Raw genomic sequence first — 19,535 nt, 5'->3', positions numbered from 1 at the left:
AAGCGCGCAGCCACGCAGGCAGACACTGCCAAACCAGCACGGCAGCGCGGCATTCGCGTGTAGCCGGCGTCCGTTTGGGCGGCATCAGCCGATCAGCGTGACCAGTTCCGTGTAGGGCGGTAGCAACGGGTCGGCGGTGTAGAGCCGCAGCGGCCCGGCCATGGCCTGCGCCACCAGCAGCCGGTCGAAAGGGTCGCGGTGGTATGGTGGCAGTTCCACTACCCGGGCGGCAACCTCGGCCCGCACCGGCAGCTCCGTGAAGCCGGTCGCGACCGCCGCGCTGGCGACCTCCTCCGGCCGCACCGCGAAGTCGGTGCGGCCGAGACCAGCCTTGATGGCGATCTCCCAGATGCTGGCAGCGCTGAACAGCACGTCGTTCTCCGGGTCCTCGAGCAGAGCCCGGACCCCGGCATCCAGTCGTCCCGGCTCCGCCAACGCCCACAGCAGCACATGGGTGTCCAGCAACAGGCGCATCAGCGCGTCCCGAAGGCGTCCAGTACCTCGTCTGGCAGTGGCACGTCGAAGTCTGTCGGCACCCGCAGGTGGCCGGACAAGCTGCCCAGCACTCTCCGCGGCCTCCTTATCGGACCGTCGAGGGGCACGAGCTTGGCCACAGGCTTGCCGGCGCGAGCGATCACGATCTCCTGCCCGGCGGCGGCGGCATCGACCAAGCGCGAGAGCTGCGTCTTGGCCGCGTGGATATTGACGGTTTCCATATGCTTCTTATATCAGGTCGGACTAGACTTAGTCCAGTATTAGGTTCATCCCCGCGAGCGCGGGGAACACCATAACGCCGGCTGCGGGCGGGCGCGCTGGTACGGTTCATCCCCGCGAGCGCGGGGAACACTCCGAGTACCGGGTGGCGGCCAGCGGGAGCGGCGGTTCATCCCCGCGAGCGCGGGGAACACTGCTCCGGCTGCCGCGGCAGGTAGGCGGCGAGCGGTTCATCCCCGCGAGCGCGGGGAACACATCCGCACCGCGAGGGCAGCCGAGACGGAGTCCGGTTCATCCCCGCGAGCGCGGGGAACACAACGCATCCGGATCCCTGCCCCCGAAGACCAGCGGTTCATCCCCGCGAGCGCGGGGAACACTCCGACTGCCCCGACCTCGCCGCGGCGGGCAACGGTTCATCCCCGCGAGCGCGGGGAACACGTCACCATCGCCGGCGGCACGATCACCAACGTCGGTTCATCCCCGCGAGCGCGGGGAACACCGGGGCCTGTACTGCTCCGGCACCACGGGGGTCGGTTCATCCCCGCGAGCGCGGGGAACACTCCGGCATGCCAGGAATCGGAGGGGTATCGCCCGGTTCATCCCCGCGAGCGCGGGGAACACGGTACCTCCGTGCATTCCATTGCCGGCGCCAACGGTTCATCCCCGCGAGCGCGGGGAACACTTGCCGTAGGCCACGGAGAGCGTATCGCCCTCCGGTTCATCCCCGCGAGCGCGGGAAACACCAATGGGACGATGACATCCGGGCGCACTTCGTCGGTTCATCCCCGCGAGCGCGGGAAACACGTCCTCGTCCTCGGAATCCCCCGCGAGGATGGCGGTTCATCCCCGCGAGCGCGGGAAACACGCGTACATCGAGCCGGACGTGTCGGGCGAGGGCGGTTCATCCCCGCGAGCGCGGGAAACACATGTGGGGCGTCACCGAGGCGGTGGCGCGGGCCGGTTCATCCCCGCGAGCGCGGGAAACACGATACGCGCCTGACCGCCCCCTCGGGCCATACCGGTTCATCCCCGCGAGCGCGGGAAACACCCCGGGCGGCCCGGAGGGTGATCTCCCCAGGTCGGTTCATCCCCGCGAGCGCGGGAAACACCCCGGGCGGCCCGGAGGGTGATCTCCCCAGGTCGGTTCATCCCCGCGAGCGCGGGAAACACGGGCGCCAGCGGTCCATCATGAAGCCGCCGTTCGGTTCATCCCCGCGAGCGCGGGAAACACTAGCGATCCAACTGGGCGAGCCACCACTGCACCGGTTCATCCCCGCGAGCGCGGGAAACACCCCCCTATGGAAACCGCCGTGACCGCCCTGACCGGTTCATCCCCGCGAGCGCGGGAAACACGGACTGGGTTCGCGTCGTGGCGGTGGTGGTGAGGGTTCATCCCCGCGAGCGCGGGAAACACCTGCCGCCCGGGGTGAACAGCAGCCGCAGTGCCGGTTCATCCCCGCGAGCGCGGGAAACACCGGCGGAATCGAGAACGACGAAGACCTGTGAGCGGTTCATCCCCGCGAGCGCGGGAAACACGCCACGATCCAGAGCAACGCCGCCAACCCGGTCGGTTCATCCCCGCGAGCGCGGGAAACACGCTCCGTGAGCAACGGGAGCGCCCTGGACAGCCGGTTCATCCCCGCGAGCGCGGGAAACACTCCTCCCTGCTCGACGGCCTGTTCGAGAGTTCCGGTTCATCCCCGCGAGCGCGGGAAACACGTCGCCGTGCCCCGCTCGCGCATCTCCGAGGCCGGTTCATCCCCGCGAGCGCGGGAAACACGACATCTCCGGCGCCACGGCGGCCACCTATACCGGTTCATCCCCGCGAGCGCGGGAAACACGGCGTGGTGTCGGTGGAGCTTCGTGTCCTGTCCGGTTCATCCCCGCGAGCGCGGGAAACACAGCCGAGCAGGCGGCTCCCAGAACCACCGCCCCGGTTCATCCCCGCGAGCGCGGGAAACACCATGGCTTGCCTGTCGAGGGCTTTGGCCAAGGCGGTTCATCCCCGCGAGCGCGAGAAACACGCCTGTTGTCGGCGTGATCGACGCCGCTTGCTTGGTTCATCCCCGCGAGCGCGGGAAACACTGCTCTCGAAGGCGCCTTCGCAGCTCGTGTCGCGGTTCATCCCCGCGAGCGCGGGAAACACATCCACCCGTCGTTTTCCTCATCCTCCCGCTGCGGTTCATCCCCGCGAGCGCGGGAAACACGCCTTTTGCTTGGCATCCGGGGAGGCCCCGGGCGGTTCATCCCCGCGAGCGCGGGAAACACATGGTTACGTCCGCCGCCACGGGCAAGACGGACGGTTCATCCCCGCGAGCGCGGGAAACACAAGGGATTGATTATATTGCGCGCCATATTCGTCGGTTCATCCCCGCGAGCGCGGGAAACACACGTCCTGCATGCCGTGATGGAGCTGCCACGCCGGTTCATCCCCGCGAGCGCGGGAAACACGGGATTCCTGGCAGATTCTCCGCAACCCGAGCCGGTTCATCCCCGCGAGCGCGGGAAACACGCCCATGCTGCCGCCGTTCGCGCGGCTCTCTCCGGTTCATCCCCGCGAGCGCGGGAAACACGCGCATCTCGGCGGCGAGACGGGCATGCGGCGCGGTTCATCCCCGCGAGCGCGGGAAACACCGCAGCCACTCGGCCAGCTCGGGCGGCACCGGCGGTTCATCCCCGCGAGCGCGGGAAACACCCCGAGGCGTCGGCGGACACGCTGCTGGCGAACGGTTCATCCCCGCGAGCGCGGGAAACACTGCCTTCTCCGCCTCGCGCTCCCGCGCGCACTCGGTTCATCCCCGCGAGCGCGGGAAACACATCCTGACCTGACGGCCCACGATCCGCCCGGCCGGTTCATCCCCGCGAGCGCGGGAAACACATCTCCAGAGCCTTGGCCTCCAGCGCCGTGATCGGTTCATCCCCGCGAGCGCGGGAAACACCGAGGCAGGCGGATGCCGCCGGCGCCCTTGCGCGGTTCATCCCCGCGAGCGCGGGAAACACTCGCCCTCTGCGCTCTCCCGAGCGATCAGGCTCGGTTCATCCCCGCGAGCGCGGGAAACACTCCAATTCGCGCAGATAGGTGGCGTACTGCGCCGGTTCATCCCCGCGAGCGCGGGAAACACCCTTCTTATAACCAATTGTTCTGGCTTCTATATTTGGTTGTCAAATGATCTACCGGTCGGAACGCCTGTTCCGATGCTGTAGTGGAGGCAGAGCCGAGTATGCTGCCTCCGGCCCGAAGGCGACCAGTCGAAAGCCATCCAAATCCGTCGGCACACGCCGATTCCGGCCACAGGTCTCGAACAGGAACCCCGCATCGGTCGGAGCGGCCCAGGCGATCACGGCATTGCCGTCCTCGATGCCCGTCTGCACCTGCTCCCACAGCATCTCGCGCACGCGGCGACCATAGGTCCCGACATAGACCCCGGCCCTGATCTCCAGCAGCCACACCGCCAGCCGCCCCCGCAGACGGGGCGGCGCGTTCTCAACCACGATGACCAGCATCGCCCAACCCTGGTGGAGCCTCGAACGCCACGGGCATCGCCTCCTCCGGTGCGCTCGGCAACGGCAGGCCACCGGCAGCCAGCACCTCCTCGATCAGGGGGATCAGCTTTCCCAGCACGTCGCTTCGCCGGAAGGCGTCGCGGCAGCGGCGCCGCACCTCCGCCACCGGGTCGCGCACCGCCTGGCCGTCCAGCGACCGCCCCGTCTCGAAGGCGGCGCAGACCCGGAAAGCCTCCGGCACCACGGTCTCGAACTTCAGGATGTCGGCGATATCGTAGACGAAGCTCTGCGGCTTGCCGGTGTGCAGGAAGCCGATGGCCGGCGCGTAGCCGGCCGCCAGCACGGCTGCCTCGGTCACGCCGTAGAGGGCGGCGGTCGCGGCGGACAGGCAGCGGTTCACCGTGTCCGAGACATCCCAGGCCTGCGGGTCGTAGCGCCGGCCTTCCCAGGCGACGCCATGCCGCTGCGCCAGCAGCCTGTAGGTCTCGCGCACCCGCGCGCCCTCGATGCCGCGCAACTGGTCCGCCGACCGGCGGGCCGGCGCGTCCTCGCCGAAGCGCAGCGCGTACATCTTGCGCACGACCCGAAGCCGCGCCTCGTCGTCGAGCGCGAGGCGGGCCTGCAACAGCAGCCGATCGGCCCGCGCGCCCCCGGGCTGGCCGGCGGCGTAGAGGCGCACGCCCGCCTCGCCCACCCAGATCAGCAGCGTGCCGGCGCGGGCCGCCAGCACCACCGCGGCGTGGCTGACGCGCGTGCCCGGCTCCAGCATCAGGCAGACGAGGCCACCCACCGGGATGTGCAGGCGCACGCCGTTCTCGTCCACCAGCACGAAGGCGCCGTCGAGCACGTCCAGACGCCCCTTCTCGACGAAGAGGATGGAGGCGCGCTCGCGGATCGGGATGGGGCGGGGCGGCGGCAGGCCGGGGATCGGGCGGGCGGCGCCGGCCATCAGCGCCTGTCGCGGCGGATCAGCATCAGGCCCAGACCGAAGGCGCGCGCCTTGCCGAAGCCCGCGGCCAGCGCGGCGAGGAAGCGGGCCGGGTCCTCCACCGTCAGCACGCCCTCGAACTCCAGCACCCCGAGGACCGCCGTGCCGCCCCCCTCCCGCGGCACCGGCCGGCGCTCATAGCCGTCCACCGCCACCGTGCCGTCCGGGCGGAAGCCGTGGCGCTCGCCCTGTCCCGCCAGCCAGGCGCGCCCGGCCGAGAGGATGGTCGCCGGCCGCGCCTCGGCCCGTTCCGGCCCGGGCGGCACATGGCGTAGCGCATCCATCACCACGTCGTGCCGCTGGCCGCGCCGTCCCGGCCCGGCGGTGCGGGACACCACGGGGTTGGCCCGCAGCGCGAAGCCCAGCCGGTCGCCGGGCGCGAGGGCCGGCTCGAAGGGGCGGCTCTCCACCGTGAACAGGCCGGTGGCGTCCTCCGGCCGACGGGCGGAGAGGGCGAGGAAGCGGCCCGGCGCCTCCTCCCGCCACAGGAAGTCGCGGCGGCGTTCCGGCCCGTCGGAGAAGACGGACCAGATCAGGTGGTGTCCCGCCGCGGTGCGCGCACCTTCGCCCTCCGGCACCAGCAGCCGCGCCAGCGCCGCCACCGGCGCCTCCCGCCGCAGCCGGATGCGCGACAGCCAGAGCTCTCCCGAGGGTCCGCTCACGATGCCGTCCCGCGCAGCACGGCCTCCGGCCGCAGGTCGAACTGCCAGCGGCGGCGGGAGCGCGGCTGGTCCCGCCGCATCTCCACCCGCAGCAGGCGCGGATCGGCGCCCGCATCGGCCGCGTCGAGCACGATGAGCGGATCGGCGGGCTGGTCCGCCAACAGGTCGCGCAGCGGGGTCTCGCGCCGGCCCGCCCGGGGCAGAAGCAGGCGCGCCTCCGGTCCCTCCGCGCGGCGACGCTCCAGGGCGGCGGTCGGGTCGTCCGCCGTCGCGATCTCCGGGGCGAGGGGCAGGCCCAGCGGGCAGGATTTGCGGCCGAGATAGGGCACGAAGGTCGGCCGGGCCATGGCGTCCCGCAACTGCTCCAGGGACCAGCGCGGCGCCTCTCCCCGGGCCCAGAGGGCGCCGAGGTGCCAGGCGCCGCTGCGGTAGTCCCGGCGCGAGAGCACGGTGTTCAGCCCCGGCGCGGCCAGCTCCTCCGCCCGGGTCGCGAAGCGCCGGTTGCGCAGCGCGGGCGGCATCTGGGCCGTGTGGTAGTCCGGCAGCAGCCGGCCGGGCGCGTGGCAGAGCAGCGCGAGGCCGTAATCCGCCGCCAGCGCCGCCTGGGCCGCATCGTCCTCCCGCTCCACGCCCAGGCAGGCCCCGAGCAGGCCGAGCACGGCCGAGCGCGCCGGACGGTCCCAGCCGCCGCGCCGCTCCCCCACCGCGATGCCGCCGAAGGAGGCCAGCGGCGCGACGAGGGCGAAGGTGAGGTAGGCGGGCACCGGCTCAGCCGCGCGCGAAGGCGACGATCTCGGCGAGCGTCCCCTCGCCGCCCACCACCATCTCGGCCGAGGCTTCGGCGGCGCTGCCATAGGCCTTGTCGAGCGCGGCACGGAAGGCGCGCAGCCGGCCGATCGAGGCGGCCATGACGTCGCTCCCCGATCCGCCGGGGCCGCGCCCCTCCTCCGGCTCGACCGGGGCGGCGAAGGCGCCGGCGAGGGTGCGCGGCTGGCCGTCGCCGCGCTCGGCGAGCACGTAGCCGGCGCGGCCATGCGCGGCGAAGGAGTTCTGCTTGCCGCGCGGCGCCACGGTCGCCGCCGCCTCGGCCAGGGCGCCCAGGGCGGTGGCGGCCAGCGCCGCGTCGCCGCCGAGGTTGCGCGCCAGCAGCGCGGTGTCCACGCAGAGGTAGAGGTAGAACACGCCCGAGCCGAAGGCGGCCTCGCCCAGGAAGCCCGCGCCCGCATCCTCGCTGGGGCGCTTCAGGTCGTCCACGGCGGTGTAGTAGTCGTCCTCCACCGCGACACGGTGGGTGGTGATCGCGTGCGCCACCTGCGCCGCCGCCTCGCGGTTGTAGTCGGGGGTTTCGGCCAGCATGCGGCCGAAGAGCGCGATGTCGGCCGCGGTGTCGGTGCGGCGCAGCAGGCCGGCGGCCTTGACCTCGGCCTCGCCCACCTTCTCCCCGGCGAGAGCGCGGTCGGCCAGCGCCAGTGCCGCCGCACGCTCCTCCGGCGCGACGAAGGCGAGCTGCTCGATCCGCGCGGGGTTCTTGTCCTTGGCGTCCTTGACCTTGCCGAAGACGTCCGCGATGGCGCGGGCGACGGCCAGCGCCTTGTCTTCCGCCATGCCGCCCGCCTTGAGATGCGCCAGCACATCCTCGCCCAGGCGCTGGGTCCGCTGGCCCATATGGTCCGCCAGCGCCGCCGCGAAGACCTCGGAGGTGCGCCAGGCGCGCTTGAGCGCCTGGGAGGACAGGCGCAGCCGGGTGGCGCCGCCCACCACGGCGGTCTTGGGGCGGCCGGTGTCGTCGCGGTTGAGGTTGGCGGGCGGGAAGAAGGTGAGGAGGTGGAGCTGCAGGAAGCGGCTCATGCGGCGTCGTCCTTGTCGGGCGCGGTCGGGGAGGGCGCGTTCGGGGAGGGGCGGGGGTTGGCCGGCTGGCCGACGCCCCAGTAGTCGTAGGTCCAGTGGCGGCGGCGCTCCTCCGTCCAGTAGAGCAGCGCCCCGGCCAGATCGCGCAGGTTCAGCGCGCCGCCGGCCAGCGCGACGAGGCGGCGCATCGCGGCCAGCCGCTCGTCCGGCGTGACGGCCGTCATCATCCGCTGGAAGCGCAGCGGCTTCATCAGCGCGGTGTCCAGCGCCTCCGGCCCGTTCTGCGGGCCGACCTGCCGCGCCACCGTCATGCCCTGCCGGTCCTCCCGCAGATGCGCCAGCACGGCGGCGGCCAGGGCCACCTCCACCAGCGCGTCGGGGTGGCGGACGCCGCAACGGCGTGCGAGGTCGATGGTGGCGGGCTCGTTCATCGCCTCCGCCACGCTGGCGCAGCGGCGCAGTCGGGCCAGGGCGCCGCGGTCGCCCGCGCGATGCGGCGGGTCCGGCTGCAGCTGACGCCACCAGGCGACGGTGGCGAGGATCCTCTCGTCGCGCGTCACGCAGCTTTCCCCTTCCTCTGGGCGGCCGGCACCGGCAGGGGCAGGCCGAGGGTTCCGAACAACGCGACGCCATCCTTGCCATGGCCTGTCAGGGCGAAGAGCAAGCGCCGGCGCGCGGCGGCGATGCGTGGGGCGGCCGTGGCCATGCTGGTTTCGGGGCGCAGCGGCGCCGCCTCGTCGAACAGGCTCAGCGCCGTGCTGCGCAGCAGGCGCAGCCACTTGGCCATCGCCTCCTGCTCCGCCTCCTCGCCCTGGCGCAGCAAGGCGTCGAAGAAGGCGGCCTCCGTGCGTTCCCACAGCCGCTCCCGCTGGCTGGCCAGCAGCTCGGCATCGAGCTTCACCGTGGTGCCGGCGGAGAACAGCGCCTGGCGCACCGCGTTCCGCAACAGCCCCGCCACCGCGTCGGCCGACCGCACCAGGGCGCGGGCGAGAGCGTCCTGCGCCTCCGGCTCGGCGGCGCCAGGCAGCGGCATCTCGCTTTCCACGAAGCCGCGGGCCTTCATGTTGTCCATGTCGTAGCCGGCCGCGAGCAGGCGGGTGCGCGGGCCCACGTCATAGGCACGCCGGTCGATGCGCCGCCACGCGGCGACGACAGGGGCCGGGCTCCGCAGCCCGCCATCGCCCTCCGTCACCAAGCCGAGCCAGTGGCGATAGCCGACACCGCCGGGCTGTGGGTGCAGGGGCAGCACCTCGCTGCCGGGCTTGAGCCGGTAGCACGGCGTCAGCGGGTGGCGTCCGCCCCAGGCGGCGTAGTTCGCCCCGCGCGGCCGCTGCCGCCATCCGGTGACGCGCAGCGTGTCGGGAACGCCGGTCAGGTCGCAGGGCGTCGGCGCTCCGGCTTCGGCGAAGTCCAGGCGGATGCGGCGCGGCATGCCCCACCAGCATTGCAGCGGATGGGCATTCACCTCCGGCACCACCACCGTCGCGCCCTCGGAGGTGAGGGTCGGTGCCAGCCACGGGAAGACGCGCGGCAGCTCCTCGGGCGCCGGCGCCTCGCCCACCAGGACATTGGCCCAGAGCAGGTGCCACAGCGTCTCCGCCTTGCCCGGCGCCACCAGCGTCACCATCGGGCCGCCGCCGCGCAGCCCCGTGCGGTTGCCGGCGCCGCCCGCCGGTGCCCAGGACTGGAAGGTGTAGAGCGCCATCGCCGCCGCCGGGCGGCCGAGGGCCGAGAAGCGGTTGCGGCGCACCAGCAGGTCGGTGTTCTTGCTGTTCGTGCTGCCGCCGGGACTCTCGATCAGCAGCCGCTCGACGGGTTCGGAGTCGGAGACGAGGTCTTCGCGGTCCTGCAGGAAGCGCGGGCCGGGGCCGTCGAGGTCGAAGGCATGGGCGATCGGCGCGAAGGCGGCGTCCAGCGCCTCGGGCAGGGGCGGCGTGTCCCAGCCGTCCAGCCAGTCATTGTGCTCGGCGGGCGGCAGGGTGGTGGAGAGCAGGCCGATCAGGAATTCCAGCCCGGCAACCCGGAAGTCGGCGCGCGGCCAGTCGAGTGCGACGATGGGATCGTCGTCGATGCGGTCGGTGAGCTGCGCGGGGCGGATGGTGTTGCGGGTTCCGCTATGGCGGAGAACAGGTAGCCACGGGGCGGCAACGAGATTGAACGGCAAATTTTCGACCCTCGACAACATCGGGGCTCTCATGGCTTAGTTGCCCTGGAGTGAGTTTGCACTCCAGGGCCGTAAACGGGCTTAGCCCGAAACGACTCTTCTGGGGCGTGTTTGCCACATCAGCTCCTCCTAACTTTGCCAGCGTTTACAAGACACAAGTGCGACCGATGGGGGTGCCTCCCCGTCGGTCGCCTGTGACGCTGGCGCACCTGCGATCGCTCGTCAAGTCTTTTTAGGTAGAACTTTTAATGAAAACGAACTAACACTTTCTGCTAACCCTCACACCTTGAGATATGGTATTGACGGTCGTCGAACTGATGCTTTCATTCGAAGCATGAACTGGAAAGTTAGCGAGGCCATCCCCGCGAGCGCGGGGAACATTGCTGTATGCAAACGAACACCTCTGCCCGCCCACACACCGGATCATCCCCGCGAGCGCGGGGATTGGGCTTGAACGATACACCCTCCTGCCCTGTGTAATATAAGCAGTCCTCGTCACCTAGGCCTTCCGACCCGAGGTTGCCTGTACGGAGGATACTCGGCACTTCTCCCACCACTGCCAGCAGGTGCCGCGGCGATTCCCGCTCCCACCGCCCCCACCCCTTCCTTGCCTCCTCGGCCGCCGCCCCCAGACCCGCCGGCACCGGGCAGGCCGCGACGCGGCTTCGCACGACGCTCACCTCCGACAGCGCCCAGGCCCGCCGCACGTCCGCGTCCTCGGCATAGGGCAGCACCTTTCCGTCCCGCACCACCGCGAGCCGCAGCGTCACCGTCTCCCGCTCCTCCAGCCGCGTCGGCGTGTTCGTGTCGGGGTCCCAGGCGCCGTGTTCGCGCTTGTAGCCCTTCCACACGTCCAGGACGTTCTGCGCGGCCAGCCCGGTCGCGGAATGCGCCTTCCCCTCCGCCTCCTGCGCCGCGCGGGCCAGGGCGGGCGGCACGGCGCCGGGGGCGTCGCGGTCATACGCCGCCTCGATCAGCGGCCGCATGTCCTCGGGCGTCGCGATCGCGCCGCGCCTGAACACCTCCCGCGCCGTGCGCCACAGCAGCGCAGGATCGCGGTACACTGCCGCCGTGCCCGGCAGGGCATCGCGCAGCCAGCCCACGGGCGGGTCCGCCGCCGGCTCGGGCGAGACCACCAGCAGCTCCGGTCCCGGCACCGGCCGCGGGCCGCGCCACGCATGCCGCCAGAGCCGCCCGGCGCGCTGGATCAGCAGGTCCATCGGCGCGAGGTCCGTCGCCAGCAGGTCGAAGTCGAGGTCTAGCGACTGCTCCACCACCTGGGTCGCCACCAGCACGCCGGGCCGCTCGGCCGGGTCGCCGTCGCGGCCGAAGCGGCGCAGCACCTCCGCCTCGACCCGCAGGCGGTCCACCATGGCGAAGCGGGCGTGGAACAGCATCGGATCGAGGCCCTGCGCGCGCAGCGCGGCCGCGGCCGCGATCGCCTCGTCCACCGTGTTGCGCACCCAGGCCACGGCGGCGCCGGCCGACGCGGCTTCCACGATCCGCGCGACCGCCGCAGCCTCGTCCGGCAGGTGGGTCACGGCGACGCGGCGCGGCAGGCCCTCGCGCGGGGCGCAGGGCGTCTCGGCGATGCCCGTCGCGCCCACGAGCGTCGCCAGCGGATAGGCGGTGGCGGAGAGCGCGGCGCGCGGCGCCTCCAGCCCCTCGCGGAAGGCATCCGCCAGCCCCTGTCGCACGGCCTGCGGCAGCGTGGCCGACAGCAGGATCGCCGAGCCGCCCAGCGCCGCGTGGAAGCAAAGCAACGTCTGCAGCTCGCGGTTCATGTACGGGTCGAAGGCATGCGCCTCGTCCACGATCAGCACCTTGCCGGCCAGCCCGCGCTGCCGCAGCGCCGCGTGGCGCACGGGCAGCACGGACAGCAGCGCCTGGTCGATCGTTCCCACCCCCACCTGCGCCAGCAGGGCGCGGCGGCGGTCATCGGCCAGCCAGGCGGCGCAATGCGCCTCGGCCGCCTCGTCGGCGGGGTCGTCCGGGGAGCGGCCGCGGTCCGGCGCCGCAGCTTCCCCTTCACGGGCGATGGCGGCACGGAAGCGCGGGTCGAGATCGGCGCGGCCATGCGCCAGGGCCAGGGAAGGATGCGCCGACGCCTCGAACAGCCGATGGTAGGCCCCGGCCAGCCGGCCGAACATGGCCCCCGCCGTCGCCATGGTGGGCAGGGCGAGGAACAGCCCGTCGGCCCTCCTGTCGGCCAGGAGCCGATGCGCCAGGGTCAAGGCGGCCTCCGTCTTGCCGCTGCCCGTCAGGTCCTCGATCACCGCCAGGACCGGGCCGGGGGGCAGCGCCACCGTCTCCGCCCAGGACTGGACGGGGGTGGGCCGGTCGATGCCCGGGAACAGCCGCCGCACGCCGCCGAAGGGCGCCACCGGGGCGGCGCCCAGCCCGGCCGCGTCGATCGCCCGCGCCGCCTGCGGCAGCGCCCGGTTCAGGAGGTAGCCGGCCGGGTCGTCCACCGCATCCGGCGCGACATAGGGGAACCATTCCTGCCGGGAGCCGATCCAGTCCGCCAGGGTGACGAGCCCGGCGAGCTGCCAGCCCAGGCGTTCCACGGCACGATCCCGGCCGGGGCAGGGAAGCGGCGGCGGCCGGAAGGCATCCCGCATGGCGGCGACGAAGGCTTTCGCCGCGGCGGTCGCCAAGGGTCCGAGTGCGGCCTCGTTAGGGATGCCGTCGTCAGCCGGACGGCCGTGATGACCCGCCAGGGCCTGCAGGAGGGGATTGACCCAGCTCCGCCGCCCCTTCGCATCGGGCAGGAAGGCCGGCTCCAGTTCCGTCTGCACGGTGTGGGTAAGGAGGTGCAATCCCATGACGTCGTGCGGAAAGCCCGGAACGGCATCAGGGACAGGACCGAGAATGGAGGCGGGCCAATGGGCAGGCGCCTGCGCCTGGAACGCGCGCGAGATCTTCCCGATGTCATGCAGGGACACGAAGAAGCCGAGGCAGCGCCTGTCGAGATTCAGGCGATCCGCATCCGGGAGGAGCATCGCGACGGCGGCGACGTCCAGGGCGTGGGCCACAAGCGGATGAGCGGTGACCTGATTGTCGAGATGCGGCCGGGCTTTTCCCCAAAGCGATGAAAGGTTCATGACGTGGATGCGCCGTCACGAGGTGCAGCATTTCTTCTCATATTCTCTCAAACTTCCTTTCAGATCGCCGCGACATCTGGTCGAGGGAAGTTTTCTGGTCACGCGTTGGCCATGCTCCTTCGAGGTCGCTTGGCTTCACATTTTCACCCTGGAGCGACAATCTCGCTGCATCTTTGTGCTCTTGGCGATCGTGAACTCTACTTTTTCTGCTACCATCTTTTGTAGATGCTCCAGCGCGGTTCGCACGGCAGCGGCAACGGGCTGATGTCTCTGGTGCCGCGCCACGTCATTCCAATCGCTACCGCGGTCGGTTGGAAGAAAGGACGGCAGGACGGCAACGCCTCTCACTGCGATAGCGGCAGCCTCGGCCTTCTCCTTTCCCACGTTCGGCAGCGGCACAGCCCGTCTCGGCAAGTGGTGGTCGTTGTCCCCGGCGATGACGATGGGCCGCGACGGATCGGCCGCCCGGTATGCCTTCGCCACGGCCGCCAGGTTCCCGGCGTTGAAGGCCACGGCCACCGGCAGGCCCGTTGCCTCGTGCAGCGTCGCCCCCGTGGCATAGCCCTCGGCCACCAGCAACGGCACCCCCGGCTTCGGCCGGTCGCCGATCAGCGCGTGCCCGCCCTCGGTCCTGGCGCCCTTCAGGAACAGCTTGGACCCGTCCACGTCCACCCGCTGGATGCCCCAGAGACGGCCGTCCACCCCGCGCACCGGCACCAGCAGCCGGCCGCGCCGGTCCTGCCGCAGCCCGTGCGCCCGCACCCCCTTGGCCGCGAGGTAGGGATGATCCTTGGCCGGCGCCGCCGCCGCCCACAGCCGGTGTGCCATCTTCGCCGCCCGCTCCTGGGTGTCGTGGCGCTCCCGCGCCCGCTCCGCGGATCGGGCCGCTGCTTCGGCCGCGAACGCCGCCCGCTCGGCCGGCGCCATCTGCGCGACCGGCCGCTCGGCCTTCCAGCGGATCTCGGTCCCGGTCCTGTGGTTGCGGATGTAGCCCGCCGGCCAGCCGTCCAGATGCCCGATGTAGGTGCCCGACTTCTGCCCCTTCCGGTCCCCCTCCACGGGAACCCGGTGCATCCGTCCGTCCATCTCCACTGGCCCGGCCACGCGCAGCCCCGCCCGGTGCAGGGCCGCGGCGAAGTCCGCCGCGGCGTCGGCCTCGGTGAAGCGCGGCGCCCTGCGCCGTCCCGGAGCGGCGCCCGCTCGCGCGGCCGGCGCGGGAACGGCCTGAGCGGGCGCAGGAACCGCCTGGGTAGGCTGCACGGGGCGTGCGGACGCCTGTGCCCCGTCGCGGCCCTGGCGAGGCCCCTGGGCCGCTCGGACGTCCCTCTGGCCCCTGCCCTGCCCCATCCCCGCCAGCACCGCCCCGCGCTCGTCCAGGGCCAGTGCCAGGCGATCCGCCACCACCACCCTCCTCGCGCTTGCGCTGCGCCGTCCGCCGCACGCTCGGCCGCGGTGCTCTCTCGGCTCCCACCGCCGTCCGCCGCCAGTAGGCCGCCGCGTCCACCGGCTGTGCTGGGCCGGCCTGCCTCGGCCGCGGCGCCCGGTGCCGCTCGGCTGACGCCCGGCTGCGCGCCTGGTTGTCCGCCGCCCGGTCGCGCACCGCCCTGGCCTCGCCCTCGGTCGGCCGCCCGTCCTCACGCCCGCGGTCGTGCAGAACGGTCCCGCCGGCCCGCCGCAGCCGGTCGACCAGCTCGCGCACCGCCTGCCAGCGGGCCTCGAGCGCCTGCCGCAGCCGCTCCACCGCCTGACCCACCGCCCGGCCGTCGCGTCGATCGCGGAGTTGCGCCCCCAGCGTCGCCCGCGGCTCCCCGGCCAGCTCCCGCGCCTCGGCCCGGCGGAACCCGGCCTGCATGGCGTGCGCCGCCGTGCGTCCGAGGTCGCGGGCGCGGTCCATGAAGTCGAGCGCCGATGCCTTCGCCGGCTGGCGCGCCAGGTTCCGCGCCACGTTCTCCCACACGTCGCCCGCGCCCACCGGTCGGGCGTCGCCCAGGGCGCGGCGCCCCATCACCTCCCGGCGCTCGGCCCCATCCGAGGTGACAAGGAAGGCGGAATCCCTGTGCCGGCTCTCGGCCGTGTAGCCCTTGAAGCCCTGCACCCCCGCCGAGCCCGCCGGCATGGCGTTGATGTGCTCGCGGCTGGTGATCCCCTGCGCCGCGTCGATGGTCAGCACGTCGCCCGGCGCCAGCCGCGTGCGGCCGGTCTTCTTGTCCGCCAGGCTCTCCCACGACACCGCCCCGTCGCGGCCCGCGGCCGTCCGCAGCACGATCCCCGCCGCGTTCACCCCGCGGACCTCGAGCACGCTGCCGTTGTTGCCGATGTTGCCCCGGCCGCCGTCGAGAAAGCGGGCGTTCAGGCGGTCGAACAGCCGCACCCGGTCGCCCGGCGCCAGGGTGAGGTTGTAGGCGACGCCGGCCTGGTCGGTCGCGCGGAGGCTGACCACGTCCGCCCCCAGCTCGCCATCGCCCGACGCTCCTCGCGCAGCGCCAGGGCCACGGCGCGGGCGTCGGCGTTCGTCGGCGCCGTGACGCTGATCGAGAAGCCGGCATCCCCGGCGTTCGCCTCCCGGCGCTGCCGCCACAGCGCCTTCCGCGCCGCCATCGAACGCGGCGCGGCGCCGATCTGGATGCCGCGGCTGGATGCCGGGGTCGCTGCCGAGATCGAGGGCAAGCGGCTGCGCTTTGCCCAGGCGCGCGACGGCCAGGCGCCGGAAGGGCAGCCCGGGGCGGTGCTGGGGCCGTTCAACCGCTCGCGCGTACGCAAGTGGATGGCGGAGATGGCGGCCGCCCTCTCGCCCCTCCGCTCCTGGCTGCCGTGAGCGGGGCGGCGGGCGCCGCGTCACCGCCCGACCCGCGCGCGGCCATCAGCCGCGCCCGGCTCGACCTGGAGCAGGCGACGGTCAAGGCCGGGCTGGAGGGCGATCCGCTGGCCCCGGTGCTGGAGGCGTTCTCCACCAGCCTTGGTGCCCTGGGCGAGGTGCTGGAGCAGGTCGAGGCCACCCGCCAGCCGCTGGATGCCAAGGCGCGGGCGGAGCTGGCGCGCCAGCTCGTGCAGGCGTGCCGGGCCGATGTGGTGCGCCTGGCCGGGGTGCAGTCCCGCCGGCTGGCGGTGCTGTCGGGCCTCGGCGCCGCGGTGCTGCTGCTCGGGGCGCTCGGTGGCGGCTACCGGTGGGGCCGCGCCACGGAAGCGGCGGAGGTGCGTGCGGCCTCGGGCGTGATCCGCGCCGCGCTGTCGGACGGCTCCGCCTCCGCCACCGCCTGGGCCGAGGCCATCCGCCGCAACGACCTCGTGGGCCTGCTGGCGCGCTGCGAGGGGCGCGCGGTGTGGACGGAGACCAGCGGTCGGCGCGCCTGTGCCGTGCCGCTGTGGCTGGACGATGCCCCTGCCACCGCGGCGCCCGGAGGAGCGCGGTCCTGACGACGGCCCGAGCGGGAGTCAGCCGATCCCGAGGGCAAGCGCGATCTGCGCCCGGATCGTGGCGAGTTGCTCCGGCGTGATGCGCGATGGCGTCGCCTGCACCCGCCGCACCGAGGTGGTGGTCACGAAGTGCGAGACGGCGAAGCTCGGCTTGCTGCAGCCGTTCTCCGCCGTGGGCTCCAGCCGGACGGAGAGGTCAGGGATGGCCAGGCCCGCATCCTCGGTGATCGGCACCAGGATCACGGCCGGGTAGCCGGGGCCGAACAGCCCGTCATCCTGCACCACCACGGCCGGGCGCCGCTTGTTGGCCTCCCGTGGCTGGGCGTCGCGCCAGTCGGCGATGACGATGTGCCCGGCCCGGAACTCGGACACGTCAGGCGGCGTCCACCGGCCGGCCCAGATCCGCCAGGAAGTCCTGGGCGTCCGGCGAGGCGGCGACGTGGCGGCCGACCGCCTCGCTGCCGGCGCGGATGCGGGTGCGGCGGACCTGCCGGGCCGCGTCGGCCGCGATCTGGCGCAGCAGGGTGGCCAGAGGCAGGCCCTGGGCCCGCGCCTCTCCCTCCAGGGTCTGGCGGACATCCTCGTCCAGGCGGATGGAAATGGGGGCGCCCATGCGAGCCTCAGCGACGGCAAAGCGAGAACGTAGTGGGTCTGCGTAGTGACCGCCAGTATTCCGGATAGCCGGGGTAGAGCTGGGCAGACGGTGAGAGGCCGGGGAGCGATGGGGGGCCAGGGGGGCGAGGCCCCCCTGGCCGCGGGTGGCGGAGAGGCGGGGGCCTTGGGAGCCCCCGCTGGGAGGATCAGTCGAAGGCGGAGGCGCGGGCCTGGGCGGCCTGACGGCCGACGCTCTGGCTTTCCGGGGTGCTGGCGACGTAGGGCTTCCAGGCGTTGCCGGTGATCGTCTCGTAGGCGCGGACGGCCCCCTCTGCAGCGGCCAGGGTGGCGTAGCTCTGTCGGGCCATCTCGGCGGCGAAGATCTGGCACGCTCGACGCGGCTCTCGAAACCGCTCGGCCCGTCCCGGTCCTCGTCGCGGTCGCTGTTCAGCTTGCTGGCCATGTCGCGGGCGATGGCGCGCTTACTGTCGAAGAACTGGGCGGCCCCGTAGGCGCTGCCGACATAGGCGCCGACGATGCGCTGGAAATGCATCTCCATCGCCTTGTCGCTGAGGGCGGGGCGCAGGTCCTCGGACTGCTGGACGAGGCTGGTTTCGGTCGAGGTGGCGATCCCGTCCACGTCTACCGGGTCGAGGCCGAAGAGGCGGTAGAGCTTGCTCATCATATCGTGGGTGGGGGCCTGACGGCCAGCGTCGACGAGGGTGATGCCCTGGCGGGTGCCCTGGGGGCGGCGAGCGGGAGCCTGCGGCAGTTGCGTCGTGGCGGCCTTGCCGGAGGGCTTACCAGCGGTGCGCGGCTTGGTGGCGCGGGTAGCGGTCATGACGCGGCCCATGGCGGTCTCGGCGGCGGCGCCCTTGTTCTCGTCGTTGGCGGAAGCGATGTTCTGCGAAGCCTGAGACATGATCTGAAGCATCCTGTCTTGGGTCAGCCCCCGTTCGGAGTACCAGTCCGGGCGGGGGCGACTTGTTGTTGCGGTCCTCGTTGGCCGCATCTGGATATTACCTGGTCCACCAACACACTCAACAGGAAAACGCGGTTAAATCGCTGATTTAATTGATAAATCTGCTTGATTACCTGCTTTCTTCCCGATCTTTTCTGTGTTCGTCCTGCGGGTCTGGGCCGGCGAGGCCCAGTGTCGGCCAGGAGAGGGGAAGGAGGTTGGCTTTTCTTCGTCCCGTCCTGCGAATGCCTTGGAGGTTCGGCGGCGGATGGCGTCAAAGGCGGCCGAAGGCCGGGACCGGAGCCGCGCGGAGCAGCCCGCAGGCGAAGCCGAGGACGGCGAGCACGGCGAGGACCCACCCTTTGACGGCAGCCGTTGGCGGGCCTCAGACTTGCCGCCAAGACGGCGCGCCAGGCTGCTTGCCCGTGCCCACCCCCTTCAGGGGGGTGGGTCGAGTGGCCGACCGGCGACGCTGGCCATGGGTGCCTCGGCCGGGATCTGGCGAAGGTGGCTGCCACGAGCTGCGCCAGGGGACGTCACCCGCAGGGCAGAGACCACGCAGTGGGCTCTGGGAGGCCGCGCAGTGGCCGAGTAGCACCCGGTCCCCGCGCAGCGGGGAGGCGCTCCTGGCCGACTTGACGATGTCTGCCGCAGTACCAAACACCTGGACGGGCTGGGTTGGTGTCGCTCACGAAGCCGAAGCCGCCCCAGGCGTTGCACTCTTTGCAGTCGTGCCCGAACGGATCGAAGGAGACATAGCGGTTGAGACGGAGCTCCGGCTCATCGGCAGACGTATCGCAGAAGGACTTGTAGGGCATGCGCTGGACGGGCTCCATCCGCCGACCTCCAGCTCAGTTCATCTCATCGATCCTGGCGGAGGCGCCTGGTTCCTCTGCTGCCTCGGCTGTCAGGTCCAGGCCGCGATAGAGCTCGCGCAGGGGAAGCTCCACGCCAACCTCTGGGAGATCGAGGGTATCGCCATCGGTGAGAACGCGGCCCTGCCATTGCCCGTCGATGCGCGAGAAGACGGTGGCGTGGACGTGCTTCTGATCGATGAGGACGTAGCGCCGGACGGAGGGCAGATTCATGTACTCGATGTTCTTCGCGCCGAAGTCGTCGTCGGCGGTGCTGCGGCTGAGCACCTCGAAGAGAATGACCGGTGCCGGGGCCGCCGTGTCGCTGTCGCCGGCCCTGGTGCAGGTGACCATGCCGTCCGGATAGCGACAGGTCCGCGCCGTCAGGACCTTGATGTCGCTGCCGAGGAACTCGCAGGGGGAGCCCCGCAATCTGGTGTCGAGTGCGGTGGAAAGGTTCCGCTGGATGCGGGCGTGCGCGGCGGTTCCGCCGGTCATGGCGACGGGCTGGAAGCCGTCGAACTCATAGCGGACGAGCTGCTGCTCCTCCCAGGCGAGGAACTCGGTGAGGGTCATGCTGGGCTTGCGGTGGCGGGCTTGGCTCATGGCCTGCTTCCTAGCACGGGGAGGCATCGGTCATCTCGGAAGGATGTGGGGAGATGAAGCCGCCGGCGAAAGCCGACGAGGCGTCCGCGAGGGCAGCACGGGCTTCCTCCAACGCCCATCCG

Annotated in this window: 17 protein-coding genes and 1 CRISPR repeat array; of the genes, 2 read left to right on the top strand and 15 right to left on the bottom strand. The window is 72.1% G+C overall.

Annotated elements, in window-relative coordinates; genetic code table 11:
* Positions 1-84: 84 nt before the first annotated feature.
* The 11 genes from LPC08_RS00470 to LPC08_RS26145 form a co-directional block, all read right to left on the bottom strand.
* Positions 85-474, bottom strand: a complete 390-nt coding sequence (locus LPC08_RS00470; RefSeq protein WP_230450782.1) for a type II toxin-antitoxin system VapC family toxin — start codon at positions 472-474, stop codon at positions 85-87.
* Positions 474-716 (bottom strand): type II toxin-antitoxin system Phd/YefM family antitoxin, encoded by a 243-nt coding sequence (locus LPC08_RS00465; protein ID WP_230450781.1) that lies wholly within the window; start codon positions 714-716, stop codon positions 474-476. Before LPC08_RS00465 ends, LPC08_RS00470 begins: the two co-directional genes overlap by 1 nt.
* A 41-nt stretch (positions 717-757) precedes the next feature.
* A CRISPR array of direct repeats spans positions 758-3,836; the repeat unit is 29 nt; unit sequence CGGTTCATCCCCGCGAGCGCGGGGAACAC.
* Positions 3,837-3,885: 49 nt separating this feature from the next.
* The gene (gene cas2e, locus LPC08_RS00460; protein ID WP_230450780.1) at positions 3,886-4,218 is read right to left on the bottom strand and encodes a type I-E CRISPR-associated endoribonuclease Cas2e; all 333 of its coding nucleotides are present in this window, start codon (positions 4,216-4,218) and stop codon (positions 3,886-3,888) included.
* Positions 4,199-5,167: a type I-E CRISPR-associated endonuclease Cas1e gene (gene cas1e, locus LPC08_RS00455; RefSeq protein WP_230450779.1), complete on the bottom strand. Its 969-nt coding sequence runs from the start codon at positions 5,165-5,167 to the stop codon at positions 4,199-4,201. Before cas1e ends, cas2e begins: the two co-directional genes overlap by 20 nt.
* Positions 5,167-5,868, bottom strand: coding sequence for a type I-E CRISPR-associated protein Cas6/Cse3/CasE (cas6e, locus tag LPC08_RS00450; RefSeq protein WP_230450778.1), 702 nt, complete (start codon positions 5,866-5,868; stop codon positions 5,167-5,169). Before cas6e ends, cas1e begins: the two co-directional genes overlap by 1 nt.
* Positions 5,865-6,632: a type I-E CRISPR-associated protein Cas5/CasD gene (gene cas5e / locus LPC08_RS00445; protein WP_230450777.1), complete on the bottom strand. Its 768-nt coding sequence runs from the start codon at positions 6,630-6,632 to the stop codon at positions 5,865-5,867. Before cas5e ends, cas6e begins: the two co-directional genes overlap by 4 nt.
* A gap of 4 nt (positions 6,633-6,636) precedes the next feature.
* Positions 6,637-7,716, bottom strand: a complete 1,080-nt coding sequence (cas7e, locus tag LPC08_RS00440; RefSeq protein WP_230450776.1) for a type I-E CRISPR-associated protein Cas7/Cse4/CasC — start codon at positions 7,714-7,716, stop codon at positions 6,637-6,639.
* Entirely contained in the window at positions 7,713-8,276 is a 564-nt protein-coding gene (casB, locus tag LPC08_RS00435; protein ID WP_230450775.1) for a type I-E CRISPR-associated protein Cse2/CasB, read from the bottom strand. Before casB ends, cas7e begins: the two co-directional genes overlap by 4 nt.
* Complete coding sequence (gene casA, locus LPC08_RS00430; protein ID WP_230450774.1) at positions 8,273-9,901, bottom strand: type I-E CRISPR-associated protein Cse1/CasA; 1,629 nt, start codon at positions 9,899-9,901, stop codon at positions 8,273-8,275. The genes casB and casA overlap by 4 nt, the downstream gene beginning before the upstream one ends.
* A 326-nt stretch (positions 9,902-10,227) precedes the next feature.
* Complete coding sequence (cas3, locus tag LPC08_RS00425) at positions 10,228-12,984, bottom strand: CRISPR-associated helicase Cas3' (protein WP_230450773.1); 2,757 nt, start codon at positions 12,982-12,984, stop codon at positions 10,228-10,230.
* Between the two features lie 135 nt (positions 12,985-13,119).
* Positions 13,120-14,385 carry a toprim domain-containing protein gene (locus LPC08_RS26145; RefSeq protein WP_304622051.1) on the bottom strand — a complete coding sequence of 422 codons (1,266 nt, stop codon included), beginning with the start codon at positions 14,383-14,385 and terminating at the stop codon, positions 13,120-13,122.
* A gap of 247 nt (positions 14,386-14,632) precedes the next feature.
* Here LPC08_RS26145 and LPC08_RS00410 point away from each other — a divergent pair, with 247 nt between their 5' ends.
* Entirely contained in the window at positions 14,633-15,799 is a 1,167-nt protein-coding gene (locus tag LPC08_RS00410; RefSeq protein ID WP_230450772.1) for a hypothetical protein, read from the top strand.
* Complete coding sequence (locus LPC08_RS00405; RefSeq protein ID WP_230450771.1) at positions 15,796-16,398, top strand: hypothetical protein; 603 nt, start codon at positions 15,796-15,798, stop codon at positions 16,396-16,398. Before LPC08_RS00410 ends, LPC08_RS00405 begins: the two co-directional genes overlap by 4 nt.
* Before the next feature lie 18 nt (positions 16,399-16,416).
* On the opposite strand, the gene LPC08_RS00400 is transcribed toward LPC08_RS00405, so the two are convergent.
* The 4 genes from LPC08_RS00400 to LPC08_RS00385 all read right to left on the bottom strand — a co-directional run bounded on the left by LPC08_RS00400 (position 16,417) and on the right by LPC08_RS00385 (position 19,413).
* On the bottom strand, positions 16,417-16,770 hold the full coding sequence (locus LPC08_RS00400; RefSeq protein WP_230450770.1) for a type II toxin-antitoxin system PemK/MazF family toxin: 354 nt from the start codon (positions 16,768-16,770) through the stop codon (positions 16,417-16,419).
* A gap of 1 nt (position 16,771) precedes the next feature.
* On the bottom strand, positions 16,772-17,011 hold the full coding sequence (locus LPC08_RS00395; RefSeq protein ID WP_230450769.1) for a hypothetical protein: 240 nt from the start codon (positions 17,009-17,011) through the stop codon (positions 16,772-16,774).
* 187 nt (positions 17,012-17,198) lie between these two features.
* The gene (locus tag LPC08_RS00390; protein WP_230450768.1) at positions 17,199-17,360 is read right to left on the bottom strand and encodes a hypothetical protein; all 162 of its coding nucleotides are present in this window, start codon (positions 17,358-17,360) and stop codon (positions 17,199-17,201) included.
* Between the two features lie 1,444 nt (positions 17,361-18,804).
* Positions 18,805-19,413, bottom strand: coding sequence for a Uma2 family endonuclease (locus LPC08_RS00385; RefSeq protein WP_230450767.1), 609 nt, complete (start codon positions 19,411-19,413; stop codon positions 18,805-18,807).
* Positions 19,414-19,535: the final 122 nt, after the last annotated feature.

Source organism: Roseomonas sp. OT10 (assembly GCF_020991085.1).
In the GTDB taxonomy this organism is placed as follows: Bacteria; Pseudomonadota; Alphaproteobacteria; order Acetobacterales; family Acetobacteraceae; genus Roseomonas; species Roseomonas cutis.
Note: the sequence above shows the minus strand (reverse complement) of the source record. Positions and strands in the feature narration are given on the sequence as shown.

Coding starts and splice junctions, on each gene's coding strand:
- LPC08_RS00470 (WP_230450782.1), bottom strand. CDS start 474: ATGCGCCTGTTGCTGGACACCCATGTGCTGCTGTGGGCGTTGGCGGAG.
- LPC08_RS00465 (WP_230450781.1), bottom strand. CDS start 716: ATGGAAACCGTCAATATCCACGCGGCCAAGACGCAGCTCTCGCGCTTG.
- cas2e (WP_230450780.1), bottom strand. CDS start 4,218: ATGCTGGTCATCGTGGTTGAGAACGCGCCGCCCCGTCTGCGGGGGCGG.
- cas1e (WP_230450779.1), bottom strand. CDS start 5,167: ATGGCCGGCGCCGCCCGCCCGATCCCCGGCCTGCCGCCGCCCCGCCCC.
- cas7e (WP_230450776.1), bottom strand. CDS start 7,716: ATGAGCCGCTTCCTGCAGCTCCACCTCCTCACCTTCTTCCCGCCCGCC.
- casA (WP_230450774.1), bottom strand. CDS start 9,901: ATGTTGTCGAGGGTCGAAAATTTGCCGTTCAATCTCGTTGCCGCCCCG.
- cas3 (WP_230450773.1), bottom strand. CDS start 12,984: ATGAACCTTTCATCGCTTTGGGGAAAAGCCCGGCCGCATCTCGACAAT.
- LPC08_RS00395 (WP_230450769.1), bottom strand. CDS start 17,011: ATGGGCGCCCCCATTTCCATCCGCCTGGACGAGGATGTCCGCCAGACC.
- LPC08_RS00390 (WP_230450768.1), bottom strand. CDS start 17,360: ATGGCCCGACAGAGCTACGCCACCCTGGCCGCTGCAGAGGGGGCCGTC.
- LPC08_RS00385 (WP_230450767.1), bottom strand. CDS start 19,413: ATGAGCCAAGCCCGCCACCGCAAGCCCAGCATGACCCTCACCGAGTTC.